Raw genomic sequence first — 6,228 nt, 5'->3', positions numbered from 1 at the left:
ATCGCCGCCGTTGCAACGCGATCGTGATCACAGGCCAGGCCTCAAAGCCTCTGCGCCACCGTCGCGCAGTCGATCACGAAATTTGCGGAAGAGCCGCATTCCATGGCCGCCGTCACCATATTGATCTTCAACCGCTGTCAGAACTCATCTACAAGCGCTGTCCCGTTCAGAGGTTCTGGTGCACATTCCGGAATGTGCAACAGAGCCCGTTCAGACCAACAAAATCATCTCTCTGACCCCCTAGCCCGGCCCCGAGCGGAGCGGCAGGTCTCGGCGTTGCCGGTCATAGTCCACCGGCATGCTCGATCCCGATGGCATCAGCCGACGTGGTGGCGTGCAGGAGCGACTGGCTCTCAATCTCGCCGACACCTCCAGTGGAGAAGATCACCAAGTGGCTCTCGGAGCCGTCGACAACTGGCTCCCAAAATCAGTGACGTAGCCAGGAGGCCGTCGCGCATGCGGCTGGTGTAGAGGCGGCCGTCCAGGTGGTCGAGTTCGTGGGCGACCAGCCGGGCCAGACGAGCTTGCCCTCCTTGGCCGCCATCGCGAGCGCGGCCCGGAGCCGACAGACTCGATCAGCCGATCGGTGGTGCGAGGTATTCCAGCGCATAACCGTCGCCGGAGGGGGTTACGCGGGCGATGCCGGGTGAGTCGAGGTGGGCGCCGGCTACGAAGTGGTGTGGTTGGGTCAGTTGTTCGAGGAGGGCCGCTCGCGCGGCGCGGGCCTGGGACTGGTTGCCGTCGAGCTCCCAGGACACGTTCGGCTGATCGAATTGGAGCGTGGGAACGTGAACGGTGTCGCCCCAGACGAGAAGGTGGCCGGTGCCGCTCCTGATGTCGTAGACGGTGTGACCGGGTGTGTGGCCCGGTGTCGGGATCGCGGTGGTCCAGTCGTTGATCGCGACCTTCTCCGACACGGGTACGACCCGGTCGCGGATCGGCTCGAGCCGCCCCGTGAACACCGAGGTGTCGCCCGCGCCGATCCACACGCGCTCGAGTTTGGTGAACGCCTCTGAACCGTCCGGCGCGATCAGGCCGCTCACGTGGTCTTCGTGCTTGTGGGTGATGGCCACATCGGTGACATGCGCGCGGTCGATTCCCGCTTCGTCGAGCGCGTCGTAGATCAATCCCATGGTGGGGTCGTGCCAGGCGTTGGACGCGCCGGTGTCGATGAGAACCGACCGCGTGCCGTCGGTGACGAAGAAGGCGTTGACCGACAGCCGCAAGTTGTCGCCAGCCAGCGGGACGGCGGCTGGCAGCTCATCGAGCGTGCGCCCACCCTCGTCGCGGAGCCGTGTCGGCGGCATGTCGATGTACCCGTCTCGCAACGAGATCACCTGCAGATCGCCGAATTCGAACGTGGCATGGTGCTGGCCACTCGAGATCAAACGCATGGAACCTCCGTCGTGTTGGGCGCACATCGCGCGTCTCCAATAGAAGACCATATCTTCTTTAGGAGAAACCCTACACTGTGGGCAGCGAGGTACCCATCGATCGAGGAGCACGGTGGTCGAGCAAGACGGCAACGCGGCCGAACCACAGCACGGTGACGACCTGGCCGGCGCGTTCGGCGGTAACGTGCGGCGACGCCGCGAGGAGGCGGGCCTGACGCTGGAGCAGCTGTCCACACAGTCGTCGGTCAGCCGGGCGATGCTGTCCAAGGTCGAACGCGGTGAGAAGAGCCCGACGATCGGCGTCGCGTCTAGGATCGCCCACGCGCTCGACGCGTCGCTCTCGGACCTGATCGGTGCGCCAGCTGCTGCCGCGTCTGGTGTGGCCATTGTCATGCGCAAGAACGATCGCCCCGTTTTCCGTGACCCGGAAACCGGCTTCGAGCGGCACATGGTGTCAGCGGCCCCGGGCGCGGGAGGAGCCGAGATGATCGTCCACTACCTCCCCGCGCAGGTCTCTACCGGGCTGCTGCCCGCGTATCCGCCGGGTACGGAGAAACAACTCGTGGTGCTCGAAGGCACCCTCACCGTCGCGATCGGCGGGATCAGCGAGACCCTGAACACAGGCGACTCCCTGTTCTTCCAGGCCGACGCGGACCACGGCTTCGCCAACCGAACGAACGCTCCCTGCGAATACATCATGGTCATCTCGCGCAGAACCTGATCGGCCGCAGCTTGCGGGCCTGGACAAAGCTGGCTAGGGCATCGCCAAACTCACGGCATTCTTCGGGAAAGCCGACTTGCGAGCAGCTCCGCGGCGTGTCGGTCCGATTCCTCCACCCATGCGGCGTAGACCCGCAACGTAGTCGTTCCCCCGCCTGCGTGGCCGAGGCGTCCCGCAACGGTGCGGATGTCCACACAGATCTCTTCCGGCACAATCGGTGTGGTCTTGTCCGGCGGCAACATCGCCTGGACCACGTTCCGGTCGCTGGTCGGCCGCGCCGAGGGCAGCGGGGGAACTTGTGGGGTGCCTGGCCTGCACGGGAGCGCGCAGCGCGCAGCGGACCCTTCATGACGGCATCAGCCTGTTCACCCATGAGTGCCGAGCGGATCGCGGCCATCGCCTACGAGGGCGCCGAGGCGGCCGACGATCCGCTCTGGCCCGCTTCCGGCGCCACCAACCAGGCCGAGTACGGCCGCTGGTGCCGGCACGCCTGCGGCATGGCCTGCCTGCAGATGATCCTCGACCACCGCGACGGCCACGCCCCGCCCCTGCTGGAACTCGTGCGCGACTGCCGCGCCTACGGCGGCTACCGCGAAGAGGCCGACGCGACGATCAAGGGCCTGTACTACGCGCCATTCGCCGAGTTCGTCCGCGCCGAACACGACATGACCGCCCGGGTGCTCCCGCACCTGGCCGTCGCCGACCTGCCCGCCCTGCTCGCCGACGGTCACCTGGTCATGGCCTCGGTCCACAAGGAGATCCGCCGCCCCACCCTGCCAGCTCCCGGCCGCGGCGGGCACCTGGTCCTGCTCACCGGCCACGACCACGGCACGCTGCACATTGGCAACCCTTCCGGCCACACCACGACCGCCCGCCGCGCCGTCATGCCCATCAAGATGTTCGAGAGCTTCTTCGGCGGTCGCGGCATCGCCGTGACCCTGCGGTAGATCAGGTCCACCGCGACCCCGACGCCAGCGGCTCTCGCGATCTCCGGCATGCTACCTGTCGTTTTCTGTGGCGGCCGAGTTGTGAAGCTCGCGGAGTTCTCCGCCGACCTCGGGGCGGTTGAACGGGTAGAAGCCGTGAAAGTTGATGTGCTCGAACATGAGAGGCAGCACATGGGCGCGGATCTCCGGGGTGACCTGCCCGCCCTTGATACCCAGCGCGCCGCTGTCCAGCTTCTTGACCGCCGCATCGATATAGAGCGAATTCCACCAGATTATGGCGTTCAGCCCGAGGCCGAGCGCGCCCACCTGGTCCTCCATGCCGCGTTCATAGCCCCTGGTCAGGCGGCCGAGGTTGCCGAAGAAGACGCGGCGGGCCAGGGTGTGGCGGGACTCGCCGATGTTGAGCTGGGCTCCGATCATCCTGCGGTACTCCTCGACATGGATGACCTGAAGCAGGTGGAGCGATTTGAAGATCCGGCCGTAGTGGGCGAAGTCGTTCCCGAGACCGGTCAGGCGGCCGTCGGCCATCATCATCCGGATCAGGTCGTAGGCGCGGACCTGATTGGTGGCCAGCGAGCCGGCCACCCGCACCATGTCGTCCCAGTGCTGCACGATCGCCGGCAGCGACACCCGGCGCAGGCCCAGGGTGTTGAAGTCGCCCCACGCGTTGCCGGACCTGTGATTGAGGGTCAGCGTGCCCTCCAGCATCGCAGTGTCGACCCACCACAGCTGAGTGTCGGTGATGTCGGCGTGCCGCGGCGCGAACTGATAACCGCAGATCGCGAACAGGCCATACACGACGTCGCTGTAGCTGCCCTGATCGGTGGTGATCACCTCGGGGTGCTCGGCGGCGTCCAGGCGGTGAATAGCGTCCAGGATGAACAGCGAGTCGCGCAGTGTGCCGGGCACCAGCAGGCCGCCGAGCCCCATGACCTTGTCCGAGACGGTGTTCAGCCAGGTGGAGCCTCGTGCGCGCTTGCCGATTCCCCAGTAGAGCGGCGAGGGCCGGGCGTGCAGGGAGCGGACCGGCACGACGAAGCGCATGCCGTCCACCGAGGCCACCAGCCCGCCGCCCCAGTCGGCGGTGATGTCGATGCCCGCCTGCTTGTCGACCAGGCGGGCCGAGGCCGCGGCGATGCCTTCGCTGTGGAAGTAGCCCTTCTCCACGCCCAGCAGCCGGTGCTCGGCCAGCGCCGGCATCCCCTCTATGATCACCGGCACCAGGCCCACGTTGCACGAGCGGGCCACAGTGAGCGCGGCCAGGGTGATGTCGAGGTCATCGCGGCGCAGGTGCGAGCCGGAGATGTGGTGCATGCGGTCGAACATGCCGGTCTTGGCGTGCGTCTCCAGCAGCAGCTCGGGGTAGTCGATGCGCGGCAGCATCGCCGCCACCGCGTCGTGCACGGCCTTGAAGCCCTCCGGCAGCGGGGCGGCCTTCAGCCGGGACAGGTGCAACTTGCCGCCCTTGATGTTCACCGACGCGTTCGCCGCCAGCCCGGCGGCGACCTGGGTGTAGGCGTCGTCGACGAGGTCGGCCAGCTCACGCAGATGCGCGCGCGGATCGGCCTGCAGGCCCAGCGCCGTCAGCACCGAGGAACGCTCACGAACCCACAGCCGCTCCTCGATCAGCCGAGCCCGCGGGTTGCCCCACTTGTCCGCGCCCACCGCGTACACATCGCGGCGGCGCAGGGCCAGATGCAGGGCCTCCAGGATCGAAAAAACGTAGGCGGGCCTGTCGATCTGCGGCGCCTCCAGCTTGGGGTTGGCGAACACCAGCCGCCGCCACGACCCGGTCACCAGCTCCTCGAACCCCTTGATGTGCTCGCGGCCCGGCTTGCGCGCCGCCGTCAGCCTCGGCAGCGCCTTCACCGCGGCGACGATCGGCGAGCCGGCCGCCGTCGCCCCCCCACGGGATGACCGAGGCCAGCTGCTCGATGAACGGCTTGACGGTGCCGTAGCGCTCCACCAGCTCCGCCCGCCACTCCAGATCGCCGTCGTCCTCATCAGCCGGCAGCGGCAGCAGCTCCGCGATCGTGGCCAGCGCCGCCCCCAACTGCTCCCGGCTGACCACCTGCACCACCGCGCTCACCACCTCGCTCGCCGTGGTGTCCTTGGGCCCGCCATCGTCGCCGACACGCGTCGGCGGGGTATCACGCGCGATCGCCCACGCGGTCGCCAGCCGGGCCGCCGCCACCCGCAGCCGCGGCAGAGTCCGCAGCTTCTCCTTCTCCCCGGCCCGGCCGGCCTGCGACAGCAGCTTCGTCGACATCAGCAGGTCGAACAGCAACAACGCGTCATCGACCGCGACCCCCTCCAGCTGTCGCACCGTCGCCAGCAGCGTGGCCTCGCGACGATCGTCTTGAAGTTGCCTGATCCGAAAGGCCTTCGCGGTAGTGCCGAATCTGGCCAGCTCGGCCATTTTCACCGGCGCCACCGCGCTGCAGTCCACCGCCCCCGTGCCCAGCCCCAGCACATACGCCGCCCGGTCGAAGGCCTCGCCCATGCCCGTGCCCGACAGCTTGGTCACCGCGGTGCGCATCCACTCCAGCACCGACACCTTCTTGCCCTCGGGCACAGTGAGCGTGGCCACCAGCTCCCCGCGCATGTGACGCGGCGCCGCCTCCACCAACGCCCTGTTGATCGCGGCCAGCCCCTCCCGCCGTACCTCGGTCACCAGCCGCGACACCGTCGTGATGCCCGGCAGCAGCACCCGGTTCTCAATCAGCCACAACACCGCCCGGTCGAACAACTCCCGCTTGGAATCGCGCGTCTTGGCCACCCGCGAAGCGATGAACGCCGTCACCTCGGCCTCGGCCTCGCTGAACTCCCGGTACTTCAGCAGCTTGCGGATCTGCGCCGCGTGATCGTAGGGCGTCTGCCACCGGTCGCCGTAGCACTTGACGACCGTCCAGTCCTCGGTCCCCAGTTGCTCGGCCACGTAGCGGATCACCACCTCCGGCACCTCAGCGGGCCCGGAATCGGTCAGGAACGTGCCGAGCATCCGCACCGTCCCCCACTGCAACGACCAGCCGAGCCGATTCTCCACACCCCGCCGCCCCCGCGCCCTGCGCCAGCGCGGCCTCATCCAGGAAGAAGAACCTCTCCAGCTCCTCGGGTGTCGGATCCGCCACAAACCGGCCGTACCGGCTCACCTGCTCGCCAGATA

Annotated in this window: 4 protein-coding genes and 1 pseudogene; 2 read left to right on the top strand and 3 right to left on the bottom strand. The window is 67.8% G+C overall.

The features are described 5' to 3' along the window. Window positions 1–575 precede the first annotated feature (575 nt). Window positions 576–1,394 carry an MBL fold metallo-hydrolase gene (locus tag ACFXJ8_RS34235; RefSeq protein WP_379648139.1) on the bottom strand — a complete coding sequence of 273 codons (819 nt, stop codon included), beginning with the start codon at window positions 1,392–1,394 and terminating at the stop codon, window positions 576–578. Window positions 1,395–1,506: 112 nt separating this feature from the next. Between ACFXJ8_RS34235 and ACFXJ8_RS34230 the strand changes: the two genes are divergently transcribed. Further along, a complete protein-coding gene (locus tag ACFXJ8_RS34230; protein ID WP_379648138.1) occupies window positions 1,507–2,115 on the top strand; it encodes a helix-turn-helix domain-containing protein in 609 nt (202 codons plus the stop codon). Window positions 2,116–2,486: 371 nt separating this feature from the next. Continuing rightward, window positions 2,487–3,062 (top strand): peptidase, encoded by a 576-nt coding sequence (locus ACFXJ8_RS34225; protein WP_379648137.1) that lies wholly within the window; start codon window positions 2,487–2,489, stop codon window positions 3,060–3,062. 51 nt (window positions 3,063–3,113) lie between these two features. On the opposite strand, the gene ACFXJ8_RS34220 is transcribed toward ACFXJ8_RS34225, so the two are convergent. Both ACFXJ8_RS34220 and ACFXJ8_RS34215 read right to left on the bottom strand, forming a co-directional pair. Further along, a complete protein-coding gene (locus tag ACFXJ8_RS34220) occupies window positions 3,114–4,931 on the bottom strand; it encodes a Tn3 family transposase (protein WP_379648136.1) in 1,818 nt (605 codons plus the stop codon). 805 nt (window positions 4,932–5,736) lie between these two features. After that, a pseudogene (locus ACFXJ8_RS34215) lies at window positions 5,737–6,147 on the bottom strand (DUF4158 domain-containing protein); the annotation flags it as partial. Window positions 6,148–6,228: the final 81 nt, after the last annotated feature.

It is taken from the genome of Nonomuraea sp. NPDC059194 (genome assembly GCF_042754765.1).
Taxonomy (GTDB): Bacteria; Actinomycetota; Actinomycetes; order Streptosporangiales; family Streptosporangiaceae; genus Nonomuraea.
This window is presented reverse-complemented; position numbering and strand designations above follow the sequence as displayed.